Origin of the sequence: Adhaeribacter terreus, assembly GCF_042657365.1 — a bacterium.
In the GTDB taxonomy this organism is placed as follows: Bacteria; Bacteroidota; Bacteroidia; order Cytophagales; family Hymenobacteraceae; genus Adhaeribacter_A; species Adhaeribacter_A terreus.
Window position 1 is genome coordinate 118,754 of record NZ_JBHSKT010000004.1, and the last position, 22,405, is coordinate 141,158.

At 45.6% G+C, this 22,405-nt stretch carries 20 protein-coding genes; 12 read left to right on the plus strand and 8 right to left on the minus strand.

The genetic code is table 11. The annotated features are described in order from the left end of the window. Window positions 1-152: 152 nt before the first annotated feature. On the plus strand, window positions 153-1,493 hold the full coding sequence (locus ACFPIB_RS08080) for a T9SS type B sorting domain-containing protein (RefSeq protein ID WP_378016927.1): 1,341 nt from the start codon (window positions 153-155) through the stop codon (window positions 1,491-1,493). Window positions 1,494-1,642: 149 nt separating this feature from the next. Here the strand turns inward: ACFPIB_RS08080 and ACFPIB_RS08085 are convergent, their stop codons facing one another. After that, a complete protein-coding gene (locus ACFPIB_RS08085) occupies window positions 1,643-1,831 on the minus strand; it encodes a hypothetical protein (protein ID WP_378016928.1) in 189 nt (62 codons plus the stop codon). Window positions 1,832-1,991: 160 nt separating this feature from the next. Between ACFPIB_RS08085 and nth the strand changes: the two genes are divergently transcribed. Genes nth through ACFPIB_RS08100 form a run of 3 tightly spaced genes read left to right on the plus strand, consistent with a single transcriptional unit; the run spans window position 1,992 to window position 5,763 of the window. Beyond that, entirely contained in the window at window positions 1,992-2,666 is a 675-nt protein-coding gene (gene nth / locus ACFPIB_RS08090; protein ID WP_378016929.1) for an endonuclease III, read from the plus strand. Between the two features lie 56 nt (window positions 2,667-2,722). Next, entirely contained in the window at window positions 2,723-4,603 is a 1,881-nt protein-coding gene (gene asnB, locus ACFPIB_RS08095) for an asparagine synthase (glutamine-hydrolyzing) (RefSeq protein WP_378016930.1), read from the plus strand. Continuing rightward, complete coding sequence (locus tag ACFPIB_RS08100; RefSeq protein WP_378016931.1) at window positions 4,600-5,763, plus strand: glycosyltransferase family 4 protein; 1,164 nt, start codon at window positions 4,600-4,602, stop codon at window positions 5,761-5,763. The genes asnB and ACFPIB_RS08100 overlap by 4 nt, the downstream gene beginning before the upstream one ends. A gap of 120 nt (window positions 5,764-5,883) precedes the next feature. Here the strand turns inward: ACFPIB_RS08100 and gldB are convergent, their stop codons facing one another. Then, on the minus strand, window positions 5,884-6,882 hold the full coding sequence (gldB, locus tag ACFPIB_RS08105) for a gliding motility lipoprotein GldB (RefSeq protein ID WP_378016932.1): 999 nt from the start codon (window positions 6,880-6,882) through the stop codon (window positions 5,884-5,886). 74 nt (window positions 6,883-6,956) lie between these two features. On the opposite strand from gldB, the gene ACFPIB_RS08110 reads away from it, so the two are divergent. Further along, window positions 6,957-7,655 (plus strand): porin family protein, encoded by a 699-nt coding sequence (locus ACFPIB_RS08110; protein WP_378016933.1) that lies wholly within the window; start codon window positions 6,957-6,959, stop codon window positions 7,653-7,655. Between the two features lie 205 nt (window positions 7,656-7,860). Here the strand turns inward: ACFPIB_RS08110 and ACFPIB_RS08115 are convergent, their stop codons facing one another. The 3 genes from ACFPIB_RS08115 to ACFPIB_RS08125 all read right to left on the minus strand — a co-directional run bounded on the left by ACFPIB_RS08115 (window position 7,861) and on the right by ACFPIB_RS08125 (window position 10,938). Then, complete coding sequence (locus ACFPIB_RS08115; protein ID WP_378016934.1) at window positions 7,861-9,471, minus strand: Rne/Rng family ribonuclease; 1,611 nt, start codon at window positions 9,469-9,471, stop codon at window positions 7,861-7,863. Between the two features lie 216 nt (window positions 9,472-9,687). Continuing rightward, entirely contained in the window at window positions 9,688-10,563 is an 876-nt protein-coding gene (locus ACFPIB_RS08120) for a tetratricopeptide repeat protein (protein WP_378016935.1), read from the minus strand. Between the two features lie 69 nt (window positions 10,564-10,632). Continuing rightward, on the minus strand, window positions 10,633-10,938 hold the full coding sequence (locus ACFPIB_RS08125) for an HU family DNA-binding protein (protein WP_378016936.1): 306 nt from the start codon (window positions 10,936-10,938) through the stop codon (window positions 10,633-10,635). A 196-nt stretch (window positions 10,939-11,134) separates the two neighbouring features. Between ACFPIB_RS08125 and mutY the strand changes: the two genes are divergently transcribed. From mutY to recG, 5 genes are all read left to right on the plus strand, one after another. Further along, window positions 11,135-12,217: an A/G-specific adenine glycosylase gene (gene mutY / locus ACFPIB_RS08130; RefSeq protein WP_378016937.1), complete on the plus strand. Its 1,083-nt coding sequence runs from the start codon at window positions 11,135-11,137 to the stop codon at window positions 12,215-12,217. A gap of 180 nt (window positions 12,218-12,397) precedes the next feature. Further along, on the plus strand, window positions 12,398-12,856 hold the full coding sequence (locus tag ACFPIB_RS08135; protein ID WP_378016938.1) for a single-stranded DNA-binding protein: 459 nt from the start codon (window positions 12,398-12,400) through the stop codon (window positions 12,854-12,856). A gap of 26 nt (window positions 12,857-12,882) precedes the next feature. After that, window positions 12,883-14,217: a gliding motility-associated protein GldE gene (gldE, locus tag ACFPIB_RS08140; RefSeq protein WP_378016939.1), complete on the plus strand. Its 1,335-nt coding sequence runs from the start codon at window positions 12,883-12,885 to the stop codon at window positions 14,215-14,217. Beyond that, window positions 14,189-14,833, plus strand: a complete 645-nt coding sequence (gldD, locus tag ACFPIB_RS08145; RefSeq protein WP_378016940.1) for a gliding motility lipoprotein GldD — start codon at window positions 14,189-14,191, stop codon at window positions 14,831-14,833. The genes gldE and gldD overlap by 29 nt, the downstream gene beginning before the upstream one ends. 245 nt (window positions 14,834-15,078) lie before the next feature. Continuing rightward, complete coding sequence (recG, locus tag ACFPIB_RS08150; protein ID WP_378016941.1) at window positions 15,079-17,175, plus strand: ATP-dependent DNA helicase RecG; 2,097 nt, start codon at window positions 15,079-15,081, stop codon at window positions 17,173-17,175. A 133-nt stretch (window positions 17,176-17,308) separates the two neighbouring features. Here the strand turns inward: recG and ACFPIB_RS08155 are convergent, their stop codons facing one another. Further along, window positions 17,309-17,530, minus strand: coding sequence for a hypothetical protein (locus tag ACFPIB_RS08155; protein ID WP_378016942.1), 222 nt, complete (start codon window positions 17,528-17,530; stop codon window positions 17,309-17,311). Between the two features lie 344 nt (window positions 17,531-17,874). On the opposite strand from ACFPIB_RS08155, the gene ACFPIB_RS08160 reads away from it, so the two are divergent. Further along, window positions 17,875-19,335, plus strand: coding sequence for a hypothetical protein (locus tag ACFPIB_RS08160; RefSeq protein WP_378016943.1), 1,461 nt, complete (start codon window positions 17,875-17,877; stop codon window positions 19,333-19,335). Window positions 19,336-19,391: 56 nt separating this feature from the next. Then, entirely contained in the window at window positions 19,392-20,126 is a 735-nt protein-coding gene (locus ACFPIB_RS08165; RefSeq protein ID WP_378016944.1) for a DUF6252 domain-containing protein, read from the plus strand. Between the two features lie 118 nt (window positions 20,127-20,244). Here the strand turns inward: ACFPIB_RS08165 and ACFPIB_RS08170 are convergent, their stop codons facing one another. Together ACFPIB_RS08170 and ACFPIB_RS08175 are read right to left on the minus strand one after the other, a co-directional pair. Further along, window positions 20,245-21,255: a T9SS type A sorting domain-containing protein gene (locus ACFPIB_RS08170; RefSeq protein ID WP_378016945.1), complete on the minus strand. Its 1,011-nt coding sequence runs from the start codon at window positions 21,253-21,255 to the stop codon at window positions 20,245-20,247. A gap of 40 nt (window positions 21,256-21,295) precedes the next feature. Continuing rightward, a complete protein-coding gene (locus ACFPIB_RS08175; RefSeq protein ID WP_378016946.1) occupies window positions 21,296-22,321 on the minus strand; it encodes a T9SS type A sorting domain-containing protein in 1,026 nt (341 codons plus the stop codon). Between the last annotated feature and the right edge of the window lie 84 nt (window positions 22,322-22,405).

Here is a 22,405-nt window from a genome sequence, read left to right on the forward strand (position 1 = left end):
AATTATATAAACCAATGCAAACCGGCTGTTTATATGAAGTCTCCTTCTATACTAAGCTTGAAAATGATCCGACGAGGCTCCAAGGTTATGCAATTGAAAATATGGGTTTATACATTTCAGTTGATCGACCTGCGGATAATCATCAGGAACTAATGCAGGTAAGCCCACAAATCACAAACCCGCCTGGTAGAATACTTGGAACGACCTACACTAAAATTTCAGGTTTATATACTGCTACTGGTGGAGAAAAATATATTACCATTGGTAATTTTGTAGATGATCTGAATACCGTCGCACATCAACGAAACCCAACTTCACCTCCTGCAAGCTCATTTTGCTATTACCTCATTGACGATGTCTCTGTAATTCCGGTAACGGCAGCAAACTACAGCTTGAACATCGGTCCGGACACGGTTTACTGCGACAACCAGCCCATTAACCAAACGCTTACGGCACCCAATGGCTTTGCAGCTTACGAATGGAGCACCGGCGCCACTACGGCTTCCATTCAGGTTACGCAGCCGGGCACGTATTGGGTAAATGCAGATTTTGGCTGCGGCTTCCTTTCTGATACCATCCGCATCGATACCAAGCCAAGTTTTATAGAAGGTTTTGAGCTCGGAAACGATACCGTTATCTGCGCACAAGGTCCGTTTAGATTGCCACTGCGTACCAAAAGAGGCTTCACCACTTATACCTGGAATACCGGCGATACCACGCAAAACATTTTCGCCACTGCGCCCGGTACATATTGGATAACTGCTACTTATGATTGCGGCTCTATTTCCGATACGATTGTAATTGAGCAGTTTCAGCCCGGTAGACTTTTCAGCTTTACTGATACTGTTTTGTGCGAAGGCGAAAGCGTGAATTTGAATCCGGCTTCGGGTTTTGCAAGATATCATTGGACATCCGGGGAAACTTCGCAAAGCATAACTGCAAGTCAGGCCGGGAAATATAAAGTTACTGCTACTACGGCAGCCGGTTGTTCGGTTTCTGATTCGGTTACCATAAGCTTTAAAGCGCCGGTTATGAGTTTTTCACTCGGAAAAGATACCGTTTTGTGCGAAAACCAGACGATGAAAATTGAAGTTCCGGCGCAGCCTGGCTTTGCTTATTTGTGGAATGACGGCGTAAAAATGGCTTCCAGAACGATCAATAAACCGGGCATTTACAAGTTAACCGCTTCAGATCGTTGCAACAGTTTTTCGGATGAAATGGAAGTGAAATACCGCGACTGCAACACCATTTTCGTTCCCAACATCGTTACGCCCAACCACGACAACCACAACGATTTCTTTGAAATTGCCACGCCAACCAACCGCAAACTAAATCTGAAAATTTATAACCGTTGGGGCGTGCTGGTTTATGAAAAGCAGGATTACCGGAACAACTGGCCAAAAGAAAACATCAGCAGCGGCACGTATTATTACCTGCTTTCTGACCCAGAACTGAATAAAACTTACAAAGGCTGGCTGGAAGTAACGCAGTAATTCTGGGCTTTTGGCGCTAACGGTTGAGATTATTTTATCTTTAAGTTTTGTTACTGCAACAATTTAAAAACTAAAACGCCTTTACCTGGGCTGTAGCACAACCTGGGCAAAGGCGTAAAACGGTAGCATTTCCGGGCTAAAAACTAGGCCTAAGCTTCGGCTTCTTTTTTGCCTTCCAGAATTTCCTGATTTTCTTTGATCCGCTCTTCGGCATCGCGCATGGCATCTAAAATAAGCGGGTAGTTGTAAAATTTTTCGCCTTTGCTGCGCATTTTCTCTATAAAATACTGATCAGTTTTGATCTGTTCTTCCAGTTGTTTTCTTTGTTTCGCGTCCATGTGTTCTGTAGGAGTTTTCAAATGGCCATCTGTGCAGTTGGCGGTGCAAAGTTACGCAACAAAGCTGCAAAAAAACAGCCCTTATTTAACAAAAGCCTTTTTATACCCAGATTAGACTTTCTGCCGGTATTGCCGTAATTTCGGGCGAGGGACGAATTTTATGCGCAAAACCGAACGCTACCAGCACTTAATCGAATATTTTACCACCAATTTTCCGGAAGCTGAAACTGAGCTGCACTACACCAATGCCTATGAACTTTTGGTAGCCGTGGTGTTGAGCGCGCAGTGCACCGACAAACGCGTGAACATGGTTACGCCGGATTTGCTGAAGCAATTTCCAACACCAGAACATTTAGCGGCCGCTTCTTCCGATGAAATTTTTCCGTACATCAAAAGCATTTCTTACCCGAACAACAAAGCCAAACACCTTTCCGGTTTAGGTAAAAAACTGGTTTCCGATTTTAATTCTGAAGTGCCGAGCAGCATTGAAGACCTGCAGAAACTGCCGGGCGTGGGAAGAAAAACGGCCAACGTAATTGCTTCGGTTATTTACAATTTGCCGGCCATGGCAGTAGATACGCACGTTTTCCGGGTTTCCAAGCGCTTGGGCCTGGTTTCTGCAAAAGCTAAAACTCCGCTGGAAGTAGAAAATGAGTTGATGAAATATATTCCGCTGGAGCTTGTCCCGAAGGCGCATCACTGGCTTATTTTGCACGGACGCTATATTTGCGTGGCGCGCCGACCGAAATGCGAAATCTGCCCGCTTACCCATTTCTGTGCTTTTTATCAGAAAAACTGGCCTAATATTCCCGACGATCCGGAAAACCGCTTATAGCGTTTGGTGGTTTGAGTTTTTATCGCGTTTTTGATACCGTTTTTGTAAAATGCTGCATGTGCGGACTGAACGTAATTCTTGATAAAAAAAGCAATTTATCGCCGGAACTGATCTTGCGGATGAACCGTGCTACGCACCACCGCGGGCCAGATAATTCCGGGCTTTACGTACATCGTTCCCAGGAAAAAACGTATTTCTTCGGGCACAACCGTCTTAAAATAATAGATTGTTCCGATGCCGCCAACCAACCTTTTTTCTCGGAAAACGAACGCTACCTGCTGCTTTACAACGGCGAAATCTACAACTACCGCGATCTTCGCCGCGATCTGAAAACGGCTGGTTATACGTTTCGCACAGAATCGGATACGGAAGTAGTTTTAACGCTGCTTATTCACTATGGCGCCGCCGGTCTCGAAAAACTGAACGGCATGTTTGCGCTGGCTTTTTTCGATCTGCACACCAACGAGCTGGTCATTGCCCGCGACCGTTTTGGCCAGAAACCGCTTTATTACGCCCAGACCGACGATTTTTTCCTGGTTTCCTCTGAAATTAAAGGCATTCAGGCTTCGGGCTTAATTAAAAAAGAACTGAACGAAAGCCAGCTGGCGCATTATTTAACATACAAACACGCCCGCAAACCCGCAACGTTTTTCCGGAATATTCTGGAGCTGGAAGAAGGGAAATATGGCGTATTTTCCGAAAAAGGACTCGAAATAAGAACCTTTATAAGCACTTTTCCGGCCAAAAATGCTACCATTTCTGAGCCTGCCCAAATTGTAGCCCGCACCGAAGAATTGCTGCAAAGTTCTCTCTCGCGTCAGTTACAAAGCGATGTACCGCTGGGTTTATTTTTGAGCGGCGGCATAGATTCTACGTTGCTTTTAGCGTTGCTGGCGCAGGCTGGTCACGCAAATTTTCCGGCTTTTTCGGTGGCTAACCAGGCGGCGGAGCGTTCTTTTGGTTCCGACGATTTTCATTTTGCCCGGCTGGCTGCGCAACAATTCGGCGCGCGCCACACCGTTTTCGAGATCGACGATTCGGTTTTCCAGGGTTTTCTGCCGCTTATCGATTGCCTGGATCAACCTATTGCCGACGGTGCCACTTTGCTTACCGATTTTCTGGCAAAAAAAACGCGCACGCAGGTAAAAGTAGCTTTATCCGGAGCTGGCGCCGATGAGCTTTTTGGCGGCTATAACCGGCACCGGGCTTTTTATGCGTACCTGCAAAACCGTTCTTTGCTGCTGCTTGCCAAACCTTTTCTTCAGATGATCGCGCCAACTTTACCTACCGGCATTGCGCACCCGTGGCGTAAGCAATTCCGGTTACTGAAAAAAATGGCAGTTAAACTCAAGCATGATCCCGGCAAAACATTCCGGCTTTTTACTGCCATGGACGCCGAATTGCGGTATTGTTTAAAAAACCAGACCAAGACTTTTTCGGCCGAAAACCCTACCGTTTTCAAACACAAAAACGACTGGCTGCATTGGGCACTGGAACAGGATCAGCACGAATATTTAATTTCCGATATATTGGCATTGACCGACCAGACTTCCATGCGCAATAGCCTGGAAGTGCGTTTGCCTTACCTGGATAATGATCTGCATGCGTTTACAAACAGTTTACGGCCCGATCTGATTTTTCAACACGGCCAGAAATGGATCCTGAAAGCACTGCTCCGGCAACAGGAAGGCGATGCATTTATCAGTCGCCCGAAAGAAGGTTTTGGGATGCCGCTTGGGCTCTGGCTTCGGAAACCGAATAACCAATGGCTTTTTGAACCGTTGCAAAACCGCAAAAGTGTGATTTTTAATTACCTCGATTTTGATGCGGTGCAGCAATTGCGTTATAAACACCAGCGAGGCAAACACGATTACAGCGTAGAACTCTGGGCTTTGATCACGCTGGCTTTCTGGCTGGAAAAACATTTCGGCGCATGAGAATTTTATACCTGCACCAGTATTTCCGGAAGCCTTCGGAAGGTGGCGCGCTGCGATCTTATTACCTCAGCTCGGCGCTGGCTAAAGCCGGCCACGAAGTAGAACTGATAACCGCCTACAACGGCAAAACCTACAAAACCGAAACCATAGCAGGCGTAAATGTGCATTATCTGCCGGTGGCTTACGATAATCGTTTTGGTTTTCCGGCGCGCATCAAAGCTTTTCTGAAATTCAGCTGGCAAAGTACGCGGCTGGCTTTTAAACTGGAAAATATAGACGTTTGCTTTGCTACTTCCACCCCGCTTACTATCGGAATTCCGGCTTTATTGCTGAAGAAATTTCGGGGCACGCCGTATATTTTTGAAGTGCGCGACCTGTGGCCGGAGGCACCGGTGCAACTGGGTTATATCCGGAATGAATTGCTGAAAACGGTATTGTTTTGGTTCGAAAAACTGCTTTACCGGAATGCGGCTAAAATTGTGGCGCTTTCGCCGGGCATGGTTGCGGGCGTAAAAAAGTACAAACTTCCGGTACCCGTTTTTCTTATTCCCAATATTGCCGATTGCCAGTTTTTCCAACCGGTTTTCACCGAAAAAATTTCTACGCTAGAGCCTTTCATTATCAGTTACTTAGGCACCTTGGGCCGGGCAAACCGGGTAGATTTTCTGCTTGATATTGCCAGAATTTGCCAGGAAAAGAATCTGCAACAGGTAAAATTCATAATTGCCGGCAGCGGCGCAGAAAGCAGGCATCTGAAGCAGAAAGCGCAAAAATTAAACCTGCACAACGTAGAATTTGCGGGCCATTTCAACCGGAAACAGGTGCAGAAATTACTGAACCGTTCGGCGGCTACATATACTTCATTCGATAAAATTCCGGTGCTGCAAACCAACAGTCCGAACAAATTCTTCGATAGCCTTGCCGCCGGAAAACTTTGCCTGGTAAATACCAATGGCTGGCTGCAGGATCTGGTAGAAAAAAATAACTGTGGTTTTTACGCCGACCCGCACCAACCGGCAGTTTTTGTGCAAAAATTGCTACCGTTTTTAACCGACGCGACATTTTTAAAAACCTGCCAGCAGAATGCCCGCAATTTAGCCGAACAGGAATTCTCACGGGAAAAATTAAGCCGCCAATTTGTTTCGCTTTTTGGTCAATAAATCTAAAGCAAAACTTTCAGAAAGCTTGTTCATTTTTGAGTAGCGACTTTTTCAAAACGCCAATCCTTATATTTCAAACCATAAAAAAAGCCTTCCCGGTTTAAAGAAGGCTTTTTGCACTTACGGTTTCTTCGGTTTATACCGCGATTCGTTCAGTATTTTTTGCGCATTGGTTTCATTCATGAGTTGCTGCAGCGTTACTTCCGGATGCTCTTCCATGTATTTCCGCACAATTTGCCAGCCAACCCAAACCCCGATCCGGCCCGGGCACTGTTTGCCGATTTCCGGTACGTTCGGGCGTTCGCCTACGTATTTCTTTATTTTGAATTGTTCGGTCTCAAACAACAAGCCTTTCTCTACAAAATGGCCCCAGATGCGTTCCTGGTTGTAATATACATCGGCCATTTGCTGGTTGGTGTAGCCAATTATAAGCGAATCGGGCGTGCAGGGCAGCATTCTCTGCGTGAAGTACAACGACTTTCCGTTCGCGATCATTTCTCCGAGCATGGTGCTGTTTTCCGGGTCGGTTTTATTGTATTTATCAGAAATCAGCAACACTGTAGTTGGCACTACATACGGTTTGTCGTAACGGTAAAGAATATATTTGGGAAACGGCGGACGGTATTTCGCTTTCGGACCAATGAAAAAATCGAGGCCCCAAACCAGCAAGCTATCGTCTAAATAAAGATCCTGGCCCATACCGGTTACGAAAGTTGCCAGTTGCGGAATTTTGGTTTCCGGATAGTAATATTTCAGGTGTTTAAAAGCCGTTTCCAGATCCGTTTCAAGCACATCCAGATCCTTAAAACGTTCGTCGGCGTCGCTGGCCAGCTGCTTCAGATTCGGCTCGGTGGCCATGCCGTACAAATTATCCACCAGTTCATCTTCGGTCTGGTAGCGTTTGCGTTGCAGAAAACGGTCTGCAAAAAGCGGGTGTTTTTTCAGAAAAGCCGAAACTTCTTCTTTAGATTTAACGCTGAATAACTCTTTTTCCAGGCGTTGGGCTTCAAAATCAACCTTAATATCAGCAATTTCGGAAGGTATTTCGCATTTGTTTTTCTGACATCCAAAAACCGCCAATAGCGTACAGCAAAACAATAATATATTTGAAATTCGCATTATTTTCTATCTTTATCGCAAATTAGAAACGAATTTACGAAGAGTAACTTATTTATCCTTATTTAATATCTGCTATGAAAAAGCTTACCCTGATGGCCGCTTTTGTTTTTGCCGCCTTCTTCTCTCACGCTCAGGATGTGGAATCTGATACCGGCCTGGAAATTGGCTTAAAAGTATCGCCGGCAATTGCTACGAACCGCTTTCAGGCACCTTTCCGCTTTAACTTCGAAAACGAAAACGCAAAGCTTCGCGGTAGCTTCGGATTAGTGCTCGATTATTTTTTCGGTAAGAATTACGCGTTTAATACCGGTTTGGAATACAGCGTTAAAGGCGGAAAAATAAAATATACATCCAGCCAGGCCACCGATACAACGGCAGCAGTAAAAACCACAGATGAGCTGAATATTCAATACCTGGCGGTTCCGCTTGGCATTAAACTTTACACCAACGAAGTAGCCACCGATACACGTGTTTATTTCAACTTAGGTACCTCCCTGAATTTCCGGATCTCTTCTAAAATTAACGGCGATAACTTTTACGGCCAGAATAATGACGAGATAAAAGCCAACAAACGCTATAATTTCTTCGAAGCCGATGCCATTATTGGAGCCGGTGCCGAATGGCAATTGGGCACGAACACCAAATTTTTTGGCGGGCTTTCTTATCACCGCGGTTTAATTGATATTGACCGGTATTATGAAAAAGCCCTGAATGAAAAAGACATTGCAATTCGCAGCAATACGTTTGCGTTAGATCTTGGCCTGAAATTCTAAACCAAAACGGTATCCTTTTAAGCTAAAAAATTCAAAGCCACAGTTCAGAAATGAGCCGTGGCTTTTTTATTTATGCTTCATTTTGATTTTTCCAGGCTTAAACCCTACCATTTTTTCTGACATTTCAGACATAAAAAAACCTCACAACTTCAGACGAAATTGTGAGGTTTAATAAGTTAGTTTTTAGCTTGAAAAGCCTACCATTTTAATCGACTTCAGCGTGCTGGTGCTTATCCTGCATGGAATTTACTTCGCCCGCACTGGAATGCAGCTCAATTTCTTCGCCGCGTTCATCCACCACTTTAAAATCGGTTAAGCCCAATGAAGTGTCTTTCATTACCTTTACCCATTTCAGGTAGCGGGTGTACCACTTCATCTGCCGCGAAATAAGGCCTTTTGTGTAATACGCGTGTAAGAACGGATGCACAAAAAGCGTAATACCGCGCTGGTTCTGGTTCGTGAGCAGGTCGGCAATAGTATCGTCGATCTGATCGGTAACCAGAATGCTGGCCGAAATTTTACCGGTTCCGTGGCAGGTCGGGCAAACTTCGCCGGTGGCAATATTCTGCTCCGGACGCACGCGTTGCCGCGTGATCTGCATCAAACCGAATTTCGAGATCGGAAGAATGGTGTACTTCGAGCGGTCGTACTTCATTTCTTCTTTCATCACCTCGAAAACCCGGTTCCGGTTCTCGGCCGACTTCATATCGATAAAATCGCAGACAATGATGCCGCCAATATCGCGTAAACGCAACTGCCGGGCAATTTCACGGGCTGCCATCGTATTCACGTTCAGGGCGGTAGCTTCCTGATCGCTTTCCGAATTCGATTTATTGCCACTGTTTACGTCTATTACGTGCAGGGCCTCGGTATGCTCTATAACTAAATAGCCGCCGCCCGGTATCGTTACCGTTTTGCCGAACAACGCTTTCAATTGTTTCTCGATCCCGAAGTGCTCAAACGTTTTTACCTTACCGGTATAATGCTTCAGGATCTTTAATTTGTCAGGCGCGATCTTCGTCAGGTACGCCTTAATTTCGTCGTGCATCTCTGCATTATCGACGATGATGCTGTCAAAACTTTCGTTTAGAATGTCTCTCAATATGGAGGACGAACGGCCCAGTTCGCCGATAATCTTATCGCGATCTTTAGCTGTCCGGAGAACTTTAAAACCTTCTTCCCAGTTCGCAACCATGCTGCGAAGGTCTTTGTCGAGCTCGGCAACTTCTTTGCCTTCAGCTACTGTGCGGATGATAACGCCAAAGTTTTCAGGCTTTATAGACGTAATCAACCTTTTCAGGCGCTGGCGCTCTTCTTTGCTGACGATCTTTTTGGAAACGCTTACCGTGTTTGAGAACGGAACAAGCACCAAATAACGACCGGCCAGGGAAATTTCACAGGATAAACGCGGGCCTTTGGTGGAAATAGGTTCTTTAACGATCTGAACAAGTACCTGCTGGCCTTTTTTCAGAACGTCGGCCATTTTGCCGAGCTTGTCTATTTCCGGCTCGAATTTGAATCCGGTAAGTTTTGCAGTTGCATTTTTCTGGCTTTGCGTCTGCTTTACGTATTTATTGAGCGAACGAATCTGTACACCCAGGTCGTGGTAATGCAGAAAGGCGTCTTTCTGATACCCGATATCGATAAAAGCAGCGTTCAGCCCCGGCATTACTTTTTTTACAGAACCCAGGAAAATATCTCCCACGGTGTAGTTGGTATCATTCTTTTCGTAATGATACTCAACCAGCCGTTTGTCCTGCAATAAAGCAATGCGCTCTCCATCCTGAGTAGAATTGATAATTAATTCGTTACTCAATTTTTCAGGGATTTATGGATGAACAAATGTACCAAAGCCCACCCCGCGTAGCAAGGTGGGCTTTCTAAAAGAAGCGGTTAATTACTTCTTCTTATGACGGTTTTTTCTAAGGCGTTTCTTTCTCTTGTGAGTTGAGATCTTATGTCTTTTTCTTTTCTTTCCGCAAGGCATAGTATTAGATTATTTAATTATTAAAAATAAGTTTACTCAAAATTTTTACTGAAGCTTCTTTAAGTATTCATCTACCGAAGCATGAAGCTCCGGATCGTTTTTCAGGGTTTTCACCTTCTTGAATACTTCAATGGCTTCGGCTTTCTTGCCGGTTTCTGCTAAAGAAACACCCAGGTAGAAATTACCGTTCACGTTTTTCGGATCCAGCTCCACCAGTTTCCGGAAACGATCTGCCGCTTTATCGAACTGGCGGCTCTGCAACGATAAGTAACCCATATTATAGATCGCCTTTTCGTTGTTCGGATCTTTTTCCAGCACTTCGCGCAGCAACGCAATACCTTTCATTGGAGCAGGGCCCGCAATATAGGTCATCGCCAGGTTCGTTTTAGCATCGAGGTTATCCGGGTTCGCTTTCAGCACTTTATCGTACATTGCCTGTACTTTTTCGCTTAAAAACTTCGTCCTTTCTTCGGTTGCCGCAAAGCTGAAAGCTTCGAAATACTGGTCGCCGGCTTTTTCAAAATTCTGTTCGGTAGGTTTTATGCTGGCTACAGTTTCGTAGTAATAACCAGCGCTATCGAACTTACTGATCTGCTGATATTTCTGACCAAGTTCAGCCGCAAGCGAAACTTTAACGTTGGCATCCTGCTCGATCTCGAACCGGTTGCGCAGCGTTGCAATTTCCTGCAGTTGTTCTTTCGAAGCAGCCGTATGCGCTGCAGGTTCATCGGAAGGGTGCTCGCCCGGCGCATGATCGTGGCCGGAATGATCTTCTTCAGTTGCTGCTTTATCGCGGTTAGCGGTTGCGCCCGTCAGATCAGCTTTCTTATCATCTTTATTAATAACCACTTTCGGCAAAAAGAACATACCAATAACCAGCACTAATGCAACAACAATTACAACAATCTGGGATCTTGACATTTCGGTTACTTTTCTCCGGAGTTTAATCGGTTAAAAATCAATAGAAAGCGCAAAAATACGCAAAAAACCTTAGGCAGCTACTTCTTCCTTGATCTTTTTGCTGTTTTTTATCTTCTGAACGAAAGTTTTAGACGGCTTGAAGCTTGGAATAAAATGCTCGTCGATGATAATAGAGGTGTTTTTAGAGATGTTACGCGCTACTTTACGAGCTCTTTTTTTGTTTACAAAGCTACCAAAGCCTCTCACATAAATATTATTCCCGTCTGCCATAGAGTCTTTCACTACTTTGAAAAACGCTTCTACGGTCGCCTGCACATCAGATTTCTCAATTCCGGTCTTGTCAGCAATTTCTGATATTACTTCTGCTTTTGTCACTTTATTTATTCGTTTAAGTTAATTTTTTTCTTTTCGAAATGCCCAAACTCGCTTTTCTTCATGCAGTTGATGCAAATCGGGGCACAAAGGTAAGCCTTATTTTGAATATAAAAACTATTGCTGTTAAAATTTCCTGTCACCTTTTTACTTCATTATAAAGAGCTTATCTGTATTTTTGCGCATTAATAACTCATAAATGCTGCTCCCCGAACCCGCTTTTTTTGCCGAAACCTTATTAAACTGGTACAAAAAGCATTTCCGCCCGCTGCCCTGGCGCGAAACCACCAACCCTTATGCTATCTGGCTTTCCGAAATTATACTGCAACAAACCCGTGTTAATCAGGGCCTCCCTTACTACCATACTTTTTTAGACGCCTACCCTACCGTTCATGACCTGGCTAATGCACCCGAAGACGAAGTATTGCGCCACTGGCAGGGTTTGGGTTATTACTCGCGGGCCAGAAACCTGCACCAGACGGCTAAATTCGTTTCCGAAGAACTAGGCGGTTTTTTCCCCGAAAACTATACCGATTTACTGAAACTGAAAGGCGTGGGAACCTACACGGCAGCCGCCATTGCCAGCTTTGCTTTTAAAGAACAGGTGGCGGTTTTAGATGGCAACGTTTTCCGGGTTTTGGCGCGCATTTTCGGTATTTCCGACGATATTCTGAGCCCGCTGGGCAAACGCACGTTTCAGGAACTGGCTAATAAACTGGTGCCTGCCAACGAACCTGATACTTACAATCAGGCCATTATGGAATTCGGGGCTATACAGTGCACGCCGGTAATGCCCGATTGCCTGTTTTGTCCGTTTCAGGATCACTGCTACGCTTTTAAGCACGGGTTAGTGGCGGCATTGCCCCATAAAAGTAAAGCTAAAGCACCGCGCGTGCGCCATTTCCATTATTTCGTATTTCAGTTCGGCGAAGATTTTTACATGAAAAAACGTTTGCCTGGCGATATCTGGCAGGGGCTTTACGATTTTCATTTGCTGGAATCGGATACGAAAGCGCTGAGTTTAGATGAGATGATCGCTGAGCTGGGAATTTTGCACCAGGATGTGCCCATGCCGAACATCAAAATGCCATCGCCGGCTTATAAACATGTATTGAGCCACCAGAAAGTTTTTGCCACTTTTTACCATATTCTGCTCGAGTCTCCGTTAAGCCAAGATGTAACAAATAACACCGGATTATCGTTGTACACCACAACTGAAATGGAGCAATTACCAAAACCGGTACTTATAAATAATTATTTAAAAGACGCGATCTTTAAGTAAGTTTGGAGATTTGAAAATTTAAGAATCCCCAAACAAGTTAATGATTGAGAAAATTTGAAGAGTTGAAATAAGCGCTGAAAACGGTATGGTTTCGGGCTTAAAAACTAAGTTTCATGTTCAGATTTTAATGCTTATATTTCAATTTCTTTTTCGTAATTTTTAATTTCAAATTAAAAAAACATGGCAGGAATTAACAAAGTAATACTGGTTGGCAACCTGGGCAAAGACCCGGAAGTGCGTCATCTGGAAAATAATGTAGCGGTAGCCACTTTTTCACTGGCCACTTCTGAAAGTTATAAAGACAAAAATGGCCAGCGCGTAGAAAAAACCGAGTGGCATAATATAGTAATGTGGCGCGGCCTGGCCGATGTAGCCGAAAAATTCCTGAAAAAAGGCCAGATGGTGTACATTGAAGGCAAGATCCGGAACCGAAGCTACCAGGATAAAGAAGGCCAGACCCGCTATACCACCGAAATTGTTGCCGACGAAATGACCATGCTGGGTGCGCGTCCGGATGGCGGCCAGGGCGGAAATACGTCTAACGCCGGTACACAAAGCACAGCCGCGCAAAATGCCGCTGCTCCGGTGGGCCATACACCGCCGGCTTACGAGGAAGAACCAGACGATCTTCCGTTTTAATATAAGTTTCACCTAACGTTTTTATTTTGGAACCAGACCCCTATAGTTGGAATAACCTCAGCGCGCTGCTTTTGCAGGCCGATACCATTCAGGTTTTTTCCTATCTTTTAATACCGTTTTTATTGTTCTTTTCGGCCCTGCTTTCCGGGGCCGAAAAGGCTTATTTTTCGTTGCCCGACGAAGCCCTGGAACATTACCGGCACAGCAACACCAAAGCAGACAACCGCGTCTGGAAACTGCTTGAAAATCCGCGGCAAACCTTATCTACCATTTTCTTTGCCAAGAGTTTTGCTTATGCGCTCATGCTGTGCCTGGTTTTCTGGTTCAGCTGGCAGGCTTTTAATACTTCCCCCGAAAACGACAGCTTTAATATTTTTATAGCTTTTCTGCTTTTTCTGGCGCTGGTTTTCCTGGCCGAAATTCTACCAAAAGTTTATTACACCCATCACCCGGAAGGTCTGGCGCGCAGCCTTGCTCCTTTTCTGCACTTTTTTCAGAAAATACTCAGCCCTTTTACCGGTTTATTTTTAGCTACCGAAACAATAGTAAGCCGCAAATTCAACTTAAAACTGAGCCAAAGCCCTATTGAAGATCTGCAGGAAGCGCTGGATGCGACGATCAGTGAAGAAACCACTACCGAAGAAAAAGAAATTCTGCGCGGCATTGTGGCTTTCGGTTCATTTTCGGCGAAGCAGATCATGCGTTCCCGCACCGATATTGTGGCCTTCGATTACAACCTAACTTTGCCCGAACTTATTCCGCTGATCGAAGAAAATAATTATTCGCGGGTACCGGTTTACCTAGATGATATTGATACGATTGAAGGCATTTTATACATGAAAGATCTGCTGCCGCATTTTGATGGCGGCAAAGATTTTAAATGGCAAAGCTTGCTGCGGTCGCCGTTTTTTGTACCGGAAAGCAAGAAAGTTGGCGATCTGCTGAAAGATTTTCAGGAAATGCACGTGCACATGGCCATTGTGGTAGATGAGTACGGCGGCACGTCGGGCCTGGTAACGTTGGAAGATATTATTGAGGAAATTGTGGGCGATATTAAAGACGAGTTCGACGATGAAGATGAGCTGGTTTTTTCGCAACTCGACGAAAATACCTATATCTTTGATGCGAAAACCTCGCTGCACAACTTCTGCAAAATTACCGGAACGCAATACGAAAAACTGGAAGAAGTAAAAGGCGAAAATGAAACGCTGGCCGGCCTGATGCTCGAATTATTTTCCCGGATACCGCGTACCGGCGCCGAAACCACGCTGGAGCCGTACCATTTCAGAATTGAAGCTGCCGACAGCAAAAAAGTTATAACCGTAAAAGTGCATGTTAAGCCCGAAAATAAAATTATCTGATCTTCGCCTGAACCGACTTTTCTGCCTGTTTCTGGTACCGTTTTTATTTGCCTGCGAGCCCGAATACACGCCCAAACCGAAAGGCTATAACCGTATTGATCTGATGCCGGCCAAATACCGGCCGCTACAGGAAAAACACCCTTACAAATTCGAGTATTCGGCTTACGCTAAAATTCTGCGCGACTCGAGCCGCCTGAGCGAACCGCACTGGATAAACATTTATTACCCGGCCCACAAAGCCAACGTGCAGCTTACCTACAAAGCCCTGAACAACAACCCGAAAACGTTTAACAGCCTGGTAGAAGATGCGCGTAAGTTAACGTCGAAGCACCAGATAAAAGCTTATTCTATAGACGAAGCGCAGATCCGGACGCCTAACGGCAACACCGCTTTTGTATTCGAGCTGAGCGGCGAAGTTCCGAGCCAGTTCCAGTTCTACGTTTCCGATTCTACCAACCATTTCCTGCGTGGCGCGCTTTACTTCCGCACCGCCACTGCCAACGATTCTTTAGCGCCGGTTATTGAATACGTTAAAAAAGACGTGGTTCATTTGCTGAATACGCTGGAATGGACGGATGTGAAAACCGGAAAAACGCTGGGGAAAACGAAGCGGTAATGGTAGAGACGCAATACTTTGCGTCTCTTTTGCAAATTGACCTGAAGTTCTGCCCGTCAGAAACGTAAAATTCCGGCCTTGTCTGAGACGCAAAGTATTGCGTCTCTACATTGCCCTTTTTTATCACACGCTAGCGAAAGGCCTCTATGTCATTTCCGATCTGACCTAAAATTTCGTAATTTTACAATGTAATCCGCGGTGTTGAAAAACACTTTTTCCGCCTAAAACCCTACCGTTTTTCAACTTTGTCGTCTAATTTTTTCCATACCAAGATCGAGTTTCTGAAAGGCGTTGGTCCACAGCGCGCGGGTTTGCTGCAGCTGGAATTGGGCATCTTTACGGCTGGCGACCTCATTCAGCACTACCCTTTCCGGTATTTGGACCGCACGCAGGTTTACAAAATTGGCGAACTGCACGAAGACCTACCGCTGGTGCAGATAAAAGGCATTTTAAAGCGCAAGCAACTCATTGGCGAAGGCCGCAAGCAACGACTTTCAGCGGTTTTGGTGGATGATACTGGCGAGATAGAACTGGTTTGGTTCAAGGGCGTGAAGTGGCTCGATAAAACGCTGAAGAATTTCACGGAATACCTCGCTTTTGGCAAACCGACCTTGTTCAACAGCAGCCTGAATATGGCGCATCCGGAAATGGAAGATACGGCGGAGCTGAAACAGGAAACCGGTTTTCTGCAGCCCGTTTACCACACTTCCGAGAAAATGAAAGTGCAGCGCCTGGATAGCAAAGCGTTGAGCCGCATCACACAGGTGCTGGTGAACATGGCCAAGCCACACATCCAGGAAACGCTTCCGAAATACCTGATAGACCAGTACAAGCTCATTTCGAAGCAGGAAGCGCTGATAAATATCCATTTCCCGGAAAATGCCGAAAAACTGCAGGCAGCGCGGTTCAGACTGAAGTTTGAAGAACTGTTTTACGTGCAGCTGAAGCTCATGCGCCAGAAAGTGGTTCGCAAAGCCGATCTGTACGGACAGGTTTTCAAAAATACCGCTACCCTCACCGAATTCTACAAAAACCACATGGTTTTTGACCTGACCGGTGCGCAGAAACGGGTGATCAAGGAAATTTACAAAGACGTTACCTCGGGCAAGCAAATGAACCGACTGTTGCAGGGCGACGTGGGTTCCGGCAAAACGATCGTGGCGTTCATTTCTATGCTGATGGCGGTAGATAATGGCGCGCAGGCCTGCTTAATGGCGCCTACCGAAATTCTGGCCGAACAGCATTACACCGGCCTGAAAGAATTTGCCGATAAGCTGGGAATTAACCTTGGGAAACTGACGGGCTCTACGAAACAATCTGAACGCAGAATTATTCACGAGCAGTTGCGGAATGGCGAAATGAAAATGATAGTCGGTACGCATGCGTTGCTCGAAGATGTAGTGCAGTTTCAGAATCTGGGGCTTTGTATTGTGGATGAACAGCACCGTTTTGGCGTGGCGCAGCGCAGCAAATTGTGGCAGAAAAATCCGAGGGTAATTCCGCACGTTTTGGTGATGACGGCTACCCCTATTCCGCGCACGTTAGCGATGACGCTTTATGGCGATCTGGATGTTTCAGTGATCGATGAAATGCCGGCCGGCCGGAAGGAAATTGTAACCGTGCACCGTTTCGATAGCAAACGCTTGCGGGTTTTCGGGTTTATGCGCGAACAGATAAAGCTGGGCCGCCAGGTTTACATTGTGTATCCGCTTATAGAAGGTTCCGAAACCATGGATTACAAAGACCTGACCGACGGCTACGAAAGCATTACGCGCGCTTTTCCGGAATACGAGGTAAGCATTGTGCACGGTAAAATGAAACCTGCTGACAAGGATTTTGAAATGCAGCGCTTCGTACGGAATGAAACGCAAATTATGGTGGCAACTACCGTAATTGAAGTGGGCGTGAACGTGCCGAATGCCAGCGTAATGGTAATTGAGAGTGCCGAACGGTTTGGTTTAAGCCAGCTGCATCAGTTACGCGGGCGCGTGGGTCGGGGTGCGGAACAGAGCTACTGCATTCTGATGACGGATTACAAACTCGGCAAAGACACCAAAGTGCGCATCGAAACCATGGTACGTACCAACAACGGTTTCGAAATTGCCGATATCGATCTGAAGCTGCGCGGGCCAGGTGACCTGATGGGAACGCAGCAAAGCGGGGTTTTAGACTTACTTATTTCCGACCTGAGTAAAGACGCTAAAATTCTGCAAGAAGCACGTTATGCGGCCATGCAAATGCTGGAAGAAGACCCGAAACTGGAAAAACCGGAAAACGAAAATATCCGGCAGCACATCCGTTCGCTAAGCAAGCATGCGGTAAACTGGAGCCGGATCAGTTAGAAAAACGGTAGGGTTTTGGGCGGCAAACCCGGAACGCAAAAAATCCGGCAATGCTTCAGCATTCCGCGAGAGAATACAATAAAGCAGCACCGGATAAATTAGTAAAATGGTAGGGTTTCGGAAGGAAAAAGTATTAGTTGAGTTGCAGGGAGCCTTTCTCGAATTTCACCGAAACCGGCGAATGCTCTTTTTCAGCAATTGGAGAACGCTCAATGTTGTTGGTAAAAACAGTGTTAGTTTCCTGGGTTTCCTGCATCTTGGCAACAGGGGTTTGCAGAGTTATCGTTTCATTTTTAGCAAGCTTACTCATTACAATCAAACACACTAACACTAAAACTTTCAGTACAAATTTCATAGTAAATATATCTTTTCAGGAAAAGGCAACAGAGAACTATACTGATAAACCGCCTCAAAGTTACGCCGGCGAGCAAATATATAACCCTTTTTTATATTAAGTTTCTTTAATCTATTTATTAACAATACATTATACGGGTTTCACCGCCTATTCCGGCTTGCTCACTAAAAACCAGCAACCATTGGTCAGAATTTAGTTTTGCACTAAAACCGGTAGGAACTGCCCTAAAACCGGCATGATTTTATATATATGACACGCTCTATACCGGAAACGGTTTTCAAGATTGAAACTTTTATATTTGCCTGCCGGTAAGGTTACCACCGCCTCAACCTAAAATTTGCCCTGTGAACAAGTACCTGTTTTTCTTGCTTTTTGCCCTACCGTTTCTCTCGGTTTTCTCTTCTGAAACGCTGGCCCAGTCTAAAACCAGATCGGTACCATTTGCTTACCGCCCCGACGAATCTGATGACCGGTACAACCAGCGCCTGAAACATAAAACCCTGGCCGTAAGCGAAACCGATTTCGTGATCCTGAGCAAGAAAACCGATACCGAATTTGCCGTTGAACGCTACAACGAACGCCTCGAAAAAACCTGGAGCGCGGTGCTGCCATTAACCAGCGGCGAAACCGTGGAGACATTTGCTAAAAGTGAAGCCGGCGTATATGTACTCACGCACCGCACCAACTCCGAAGTGGGCTCGCAAACCTTAACCGGGCATTTATTCGATCTGAAGAACGGCAGCAAACTGGAAACCAAAAAGCTTTTTGAAGCGCCCGCTAAAAGCCGGAAAATTGCCGTAAGCCTTTCCGATGATGGTAGCAAAATTGCGGCTTTCCAGTATTTAATGCAGGAAGCGAAGATCAAAGCCATTCAGGCCGGCATTTTCGACAGCCGTTTTCAGAAACTGAAAGACCAGAACTACAACCTCCGCGACATTGCCACCAACGTTTCGGCGAACCTGAAAATAGACAACCGCGGCGACCAGTATTTGTGCTTGCTCAGCGATAATGCCACCAAACTCAGCGTGCGCAAATACACTAACACTTCCGATGAAGCCAAAGTGATGTCGGTGCAATTAGGCGGTATGTTTTCGGGGAAGCAGGTTTACGTTTTCCAGACGCAGTACCAATTGCAGCAGAACGGTTTGCTTTACGCCGCCGCCCTTACTTTAGACCGCAACACCTCCGATTACCACAGCCTGAAACTGGTAAAATTCGATTTTGTAGCGTCGGAAATGGCTTTTGCGCCCGAATTTAAATTTACCCCGGAATATATTGACAGCCTGAATAAATCTTACCCCACCGATAAACCGGTGAAACGCCTGGAAGATATTGAGCTTTCGGAAATGGTAATTACGCCGGAAAAAGACGTGGTGCTGATCGCCGAAAAACGCTATACCGAAGGCGGCGAAAACTCGAATTACGTAGCCAAAGAACTGCATTTGTTTACTTACGACGAATACCTGAACCTGGCCTGGCGCTCTATTCTCATGAAAAACCAGGTTGCTCCGCCCGAAGAAGCCTTCAGCGGAATTTCTTACCTGGCCAATTACGTAAGCGGCGCGCTGCACATTCTTACCCTAGAAACAATAAACGGCAAAACCGACCTATATAACCGCCGCATAAACGCGCACAACGGCGCCGGCGAAAACCCCAAACCACTCGGCCTGAACGTTGCCAACGACAAAAATATAGCTTACATCAAAGACTTTACTGCCTGGCTAAACGACCGGAAGTTGGTAGTTGTGAGCCGGCCGAATAAAAAATCAGCATCGCTGCAGCTTAACAGAATAATTTTTAAGTAAGCACTTGCTTTTCAGCTGAAATCGTTTTGTATCTTTGCGGAATAATTCAATTTCGTATGAAAAACATTTACCTGCTCGTATTCGCGGTTTTCGGCTTATTGCTGGTTAGTTGCAAAGATAAAGACAAAGACCCTAAGCCAACAGTAGGCAGTATTCGCTGCGCAGTTACTCCGGCGGGTTCGGTAAGCGCCATGAGCGTTACGGCGGGCGGCACCATTTACACAGCCCTGCCCGAAGCTGACAATTCTTTCCTGATCGGCAACCTGCCACCGGGCCAGTACACAGTTTCATTTCAGACCACCCCAAACTATAGAGAGCCGGCCAAGCGCCTGGCTGAAATTACGGCCAATAATGAAACCAATCTTGGCACGATTTCCATCGAAAAAGTAATTGATACCGGTACCTTTTCGGCTACGCTGAACGGCAACAGCTGGGTTTCGCCGCTGCCGTTGGGCACTATAAACAATAACAGCCTGATCGTAACGGGTACGCAAATAAACCTGAATGGCAACAGCGAAGTTATAACGCTTGTGCTGCCGAATTTTAACGGTACCGGAATTTATACCGGCCCTGTTGATGCCAGCGCCACTTTTACATCGGTTTCAATTTCGGGCAACATGCAGAACTGGAGCACCAGTACAGGCCAATGCCTCGTAAACATTTCCCGCCTCGACCCGAATGAAAAACAGGTTTCAGGCACGTTCAGCTTTTTAGCGATTCCCGCCGATCCGAATGCTTCGGGCACCAAAACGGTAACCAACGGTACTTTCTCTAACGTGAGTTTTCAATAGTAAAACGGTAGCGTTTTCGCATAAAAAAGTCCCGGCTTCTTTCCATAGAGGCCGGGACTTTTTTATGTTTCTGCTTTATAGTTTTCAGGCTGAAAACCATAGCGTTTTGAGCATTGCCTTACTGCACTACAAGTCTTTTTACAGCTGCTTTGCCTTCGGTTTCTATTTGCACCAGGTAAATTCCTTTGGCATATCCCGAAACATCAATAGTGTGGTTTTGCAAACCGGCTTCGGCTTTATCGAGCGCTAAAACGGCTACTTCCTGCCCTAAAAGATTGGTTATTCTGAGCGTTGCTGCCGCCGTTTTTTTAAGTTCGAACTGAATATTGGCAACGCCGGAAGCCGGGTTCGGGAATAGTTGCAGTTTCATTTGCGCAGCCAGATCTTCTTTGGTTCCCAGCTTTTTCACATCGAGGTAAACGCCGGTATAGATTGTGCCCATTAAAGTAACGCGGCGGGTCATGCGCAACAGCGGGAAATGCACACCCGGCTGAAACCAGTCGTACGTAACCGTATTTTCGGAATACATAGTGCCCGGATTGGAAACTTCTTCAGTTTTCAGTTTCAGCACATTCTGGACAGTTCCGGTTGGTAAAACCAGCGTACCGTAGCCTTCGGCAGTTACCGTTACGTTGCCGATGCGCGGAATAACATTGCCGGCCAGCGTGGCGGTTCCGACATAAGCATCGGTAAAAGTATCGTTGAAGGTGAACGGGAATTTCAGTTTTTCAGCCGGATCGGTGTTTTCCAGCGCATAACCCTGCACCGATTCATAAAGGGCATACTCTTTCAGCATCGTGCCCGTGTTTTCGAGATACGCGTATTCATTGCCGACCTTTACTACCATATTTGCCGCTGGGTAATCGGTTGGTTTGGGCGCTGCCGCACGGGTAATTACTTCGGCTTGCTGCGCACCTGCCGAGGAAAGTGCACTGAAATTCCAGTTTGGGTTAGCGCCAGCCAAAGCGCCGGTCGTAAATTCCGGAATCCCAATCGTAGTCTGGTGCGCCTGGAATTGGTCGCCGATCTGGAGGTTGTTGCTGGCGGCCGTAAGCGTAGGCTGGGCGGCTACCTGGTTACCGGCGGCGCTAAAAAACGCTATGCAAACCGGGAGTAAAAGTCTTTTCATAATTAGAGCTCTGTTTTTTTTAAGAGTGATGAGAATAAATTTACTGCACCAGCAGCTTTTTAACCGCTACCTGATCTGCAGTTTTTAAGCGTACAAGATAAACACCTTTCGGCAAATTACTTACATCAAATTTCCGGGAATAATTACCCGAAGCGCTGACGTTCTCTTTCAGGTGCAAAACTTCTTTTCCCAAGGCATCCGTTACCAGCAGTTTTACCTCGGAAGGCATTTTTAAATAGCTTTGAACTGTAACTTCGGAAGTGGCGGGATTGGGGAAGGTTTGCAGATTTAATTGTGTAGCGAGCTCTTCTTTTAAACCAAGGGTGTTATGATTTAAATAGTATCCTTCGTAAGTTGTGGCAGAATAATTTGCACTGAAATAGCTATCCTTCATTACTCTTAAAACAGGCAAATGTACTCCGGGCAAATACCAATCTAAAATTGTGGTGGAGTCTATACTTGAATTAGTGATAGTAACTTTTATTGATTTTACCCTTAGCACATTACTAGCGGTTCCAATTGGCAGCATAAGCGTACCATCGCCATCTCCGGTTACCGTAATATATCCTCCGAAATTAACTATTGGCCCCATGCTGGTTCCGGTACCTGCGAAGCTATCCATAAAGAAACTATTGTAAGTAAACGGATAGGTAAGTAATTTAACTGGGTTACTAAACCTCAAAACTTCTTCCGTAAAATTATTGAAATGTCCCAAAAGGCTTACAGAATCATTACTCGTTTGAATAAAGTCATATTTCAGAAAAGAATTCAGAACTGCATTTGCGGCAGGAAAAGGATTGTTCCCAATTATCAGGTTTGGCTGATATTGAACGCCAATTCCAGAACCACTTCTGCCTGATAAACCGCTATAATTCCATGTAAAATTATTTCCGGTTGCCAGAGCATTGTTAAAAACAGCATTGTTCACACTGAATTCATATACTGGAAAGTATTCCCCGATCTGAACATTTGTATTTACAGCCGTAAGCGTAGGCTGTGCTTTCACACTTCCGGAAAAATTAAAGCTGAAAAACGCTATCAAAAAGGGCAGTAAAAGTCGTGTCATACTTTTAAATTGAGGCTTGAGATTTCGCACTATAACAAATCATGCTTAAATCTACTTAAATAATTTGAAGGCTTCGTTTTAATC